This window comes from Streptomyces sp. NPDC005794 (genome assembly GCF_042871445.1).
GTDB lineage: Bacteria > Actinomycetota > Actinomycetes > Streptomycetales > Streptomycetaceae > Streptomyces.
In genome coordinates this window covers 1-3614 of sequence record NZ_JBIAIN010000054.1, presented here as the reverse complement: position 1 = coordinate 3614, position 3614 = coordinate 1, and the positions used below count along the sequence as shown (strand labels likewise).

The 3614-nt window shown below is 64.4% G+C and carries 3 protein-coding genes; 1 reads left to right on the top strand and 2 read right to left on the bottom strand.

What is annotated here, in order from left to right; genetic code table 11:
* Nucleotides 1-82: 82 nt before the first annotated feature.
* Together ACFYQ5_RS36020 and ACFYQ5_RS36015 are read right to left on the bottom strand one after the other, a co-directional pair.
* The gene (locus ACFYQ5_RS36020) at nucleotides 83-655 is read right to left on the bottom strand and encodes an integrase core domain-containing protein (RefSeq protein ID WP_389203835.1); all 573 of its coding nucleotides are present in this window, start codon (nucleotides 653-655) and stop codon (nucleotides 83-85) included.
* A gap of 361 nt (nucleotides 656-1016) precedes the next feature.
* Nucleotides 1017-3152, bottom strand: a complete 2136-nt coding sequence (locus ACFYQ5_RS36015) for a hypothetical protein (protein WP_389203833.1) — start codon at nucleotides 3150-3152, stop codon at nucleotides 1017-1019.
* Nucleotides 3153-3270: 118 nt separating this feature from the next.
* Between ACFYQ5_RS36015 and ACFYQ5_RS36010 the strand changes: the two genes are divergently transcribed.
* Nucleotides 3271-3468 carry a hypothetical protein gene (locus tag ACFYQ5_RS36010; RefSeq protein ID WP_366533154.1) on the top strand — a complete coding sequence of 66 codons (198 nt, stop codon included), beginning with the start codon at nucleotides 3271-3273 and terminating at the stop codon, nucleotides 3466-3468.
* Nucleotides 3469-3614 lie beyond the last annotated feature (146 nt).

Genomic DNA, 3614 nt, shown 5'->3' with positions numbered 1-3614 from the left:
CGACACGCCGTCGACACTCTCGATCAGGTGACCAGTTGTCGTACTCATCAGGCTCACTCCTTCGGGGAGATCCACACCTGATTCATGACACTCCCCACCAGTACCCAGGCGAACCAGCCCAGGCCCAGACGTGCGACCTGAACCGCTCCGGGATCGGTGGAGGCTCTATGCGTTGGCTCCAGCCGCCGGTTGGGGGCTGGAGCTGAGCGTAGTAGTTGGTCTCGTGCTCGTGGGGCGGGATGCTCCCGATCGCAGTATGCAGACGCTGGTTGTTGAACCAGTCGACCCATTCCGCGGTCGCGAGCTCGACGTCGGGCAGGGCGCGCCAGGGCTTGCGGGGCTTGATCAGCTCGGTTTTGTAGAGGCCGATCTGGGACTCCATGAGGGCGTTGTCCAGGGGGTCGCCGACGGTGCCGATCGAGGCATCAATGCCGGCCTCGAGGAGATGGCGGAGCGAACGGTGTACTCGGCCCTGTGTCCTGCACCGCCGTCGGGCGATCTCCGTATATGTGGAGATGTTCCGTCGGGCGTCGTGGAACTTCGCCAGGCCGCCGTCGGGTGCTCCGCTTATGCGGAGATGACCCGAACGGCGGGGAGGCCGAGACCACCCTGAACTAATCGAACGCGCTGACCTCGACGACGATCCCTTCCGCAATGCAGTTCAGGCACGGTGGAAGCCCAGCAACAGCGACGCGCTTGTGTCTCGCGAAGGGATCACAGAAGACATGCCCGAAGAAGCGAGGCGGTGAGGGTCCGGTGGCCAGTCTCCGGACGCGCCTGCTACTTCTTCACAGAACTGGATTGGGGGGCGAGGGGAGCGGAGGTGTCACGTCAACAATGGCCGACGCTTATTCTCTCACGTTGTCTGGGTACTCACAGCGGCTCCAGCACCTTGCGGCGGCGCAGACGGCATCCGCAAGCCTCTCCGCAGTCGCGAGCTCTCCCGCCCAGAAAGTCACGCGGGTCAGGGGCTCCTTCCTCTTCGGAGGCTTCTGTGAGTGGTCCGCGGTTCCTGATCACTGCCATGAGGGCGTAGGTGCCCCATCCGGATCCAGACCGTGCGGCCAGATCGCATGGAAGATCCTGGCTCGGAAGAACGTCATTTCTGAACCGGTGGCGGCGATCTCACGATAGAGGATCTCAGCGGCATGTAAGCCTCCGCTCCATTCCCGGAGCTCGGCCAGACGGAACAATGCGCTTTCGTCCCCGCAGTCAGCAGCGTGCCAAGCTAGGATCTCAGCGCCTTCCCGATCCCCGGCCTTCTCCCGCAGCTCAGCCAGACGCAACAGGCCATAGGTAGCACCTCGATCAGCCGCCTGCCGAGCCAAGGCTTCAGCGCCTTCCCGATCCCCGGCCTTCTCCCGCAGCTCAGCCAGACGCAACAGGCCATAGGTAGCACCTCGATCAGCCGCCTGCCGGATCAAGGTTTCAGCACCTTCTCGGTCACCCGATTCCTCCCGCAGCACGGCCAAGCGCAACAAGGCATAATCGTCATCCCCGTCGACCGCTATTTGCTTAGGGGCCCCCGGCCTTTCTGGGTCTTTGGCCTCGTCTTGCACCTGGGTAATCCGGGTCGGGTGAGTGGTGCCGCCATCGGCGGTTGTCCATTCGACTGGATCCGCAGCGCTTGCCCCACCTCTGGCTTCTCCTCGCGGGCTCCCTCTATGCAGCTCCGGAGCATTGCCGAGTTCTGCGGCTCGGATCCGGAGATGGTGAGCCCATTGCAAGCGGTGCCGGGTCATGGCCTGTTCGGAGAGACTGTCCAAGTCCTCGGGCTGCGTGAGGTAGAGGTAGGCGGCATGCCAGAAGGAGGCCGGTGGACACAGGCGCTTACGGGTGTTGCGGCCGTGCTGTTCGAGGTAGTCGGCGAGCCGAAACACCGGCCCTGTCGGGGAATCTCCGTTTACGGATGGGCCGAGGCTGGGGGCAGGTGGACGGCGTTGAGGCCGTGGGCTGGTGCGGCGCAGGGGGGTCTGCTCCCCATGGACCGAGCGGGCGAGCTCAGCGTAGGCAGCCTCAGCCCAGTCCACGGGGCGGTGGTCGTAGTCGGTGTCGTTGAAGTAGTCGGTAGCGGCCTCCGTGAGAAAGGCTTGCGGAAGGTGCAGTCCCACGTCGAGCCTACGGGCGTCCATCGCCACCTCAAGCAGAGCTTTAGCCGACGGGCTTCCATGCTCGTAGCGTTTGAGCAGCGCCGGGGCGCCAGCGAGATCCTGTGTCAGGCGCCCGTTGGCGCGGGTGCGGGTGAGTGCGTCTGCCAGCAGCAGGTCGCCTCGATCAGCCAGTTCGGTCGCAGCTGCTATGGCCTGTGCATCGAAAACTTCGGGCACCGTCACGGTTCGTCCGGCCAAGAGCTCCCGTACCCGGCTGTGGGGGTCCGGGTCTCCCGGAGTCGGTAACGCGGTGTACTGATCCTCGAATTTGCGCCACAATGTGCCCAAGATGAGGATCGGTCCCCGTTCTGGCTGGACGAGCAGGTGGTGTATCGCCGCAGCGATCCGCTCGCCTATCCCAAGAGGTCCCAGGTAGTGCTGGGCTTCGTTCAGCCACACGACTGTACGAGGCCCTACCTGGTGGAGTTCCTCCAGCGCGGCTTCTGCACGAGTGGGATCGAACGGATGCCACAACCGCCATCCCTGTTGAGCGAGTGGTTGGATGGCTTCCCAGCATGCCCTGGTCTTGCCCGTCGATGAAGTTCCGACCAGCACCGCCATCCGGCTGCGACCCTGTGCAGCGTTCTGCACCGCATCAGCGAGTACCTGGTCGTGTGCCCGAAAGATGTATCCCGGCAGCAGGCGCGCACTGGTCTGGCCATTCGGAGCGGCGCCGGCGGGGTGGACCTCCAAGTCGTGGGGTTCCCATTCTCCAATCGATCGCCCCGGGCCCGGGCCACCAACCGCCCCTGTCTTAGCAGCGGTTCGCAGCAACTCCAGCAGTTCCCCTGTGGGGAGCTTCAGCGCGACCGCCAGCGCGGTCACTGTTTTGGGCGACGGGGCGGTGCCTTCAGCCTGAAGAGCCTCCGACACCGTCGTACGCCCCAGCCCTGCCTTGCCGGCAAGGTCGGTCTGGTTCAACCGAAGACGGGCCATACCCGCGTTCAGTCGGCTGCGCAGCTCGGTCAGCGCCGGATGGCAACCGGTGTAGTGATCACGCATTGCACCCCCGGGCTGACGGTCAGTTCACCGGTGTTCATCTTCCTTCGGGCAAACCCCGGCGGACACCAATTTCGGGATCTTCAATCACACCAACATCCCCGATTCACAGGAGATCGCCGTGTTCCTCGCTGTTGTCCTGCTCACCGCCGCATTGGTCGTCTCGATCGCGCTGCTCACCGCTGCGGGTTCGGCCACCCTCGCCCGGCTCGAAGGTTCCAGCCGCCCAAGCGCTCTGAGGAGCGCGGCCACCACGTTCGTGACGGTCATTACCCTGGCCGCTGCCGTGACGGCCGTAATCACCCCACTTTTGTCCTGAGGGCACTACCCTTTCGCGGCTGGTGACGGCCCGTCGCGCAGACGAACTGGACTGAAGTTTCCCCGTGATCTTGAACACGATGTTGTTACGCCGCGAGGGTCTGGCCCTGTTGGTAGCGCAATCGGGTCTCGTGGGGCGTGAGGTAG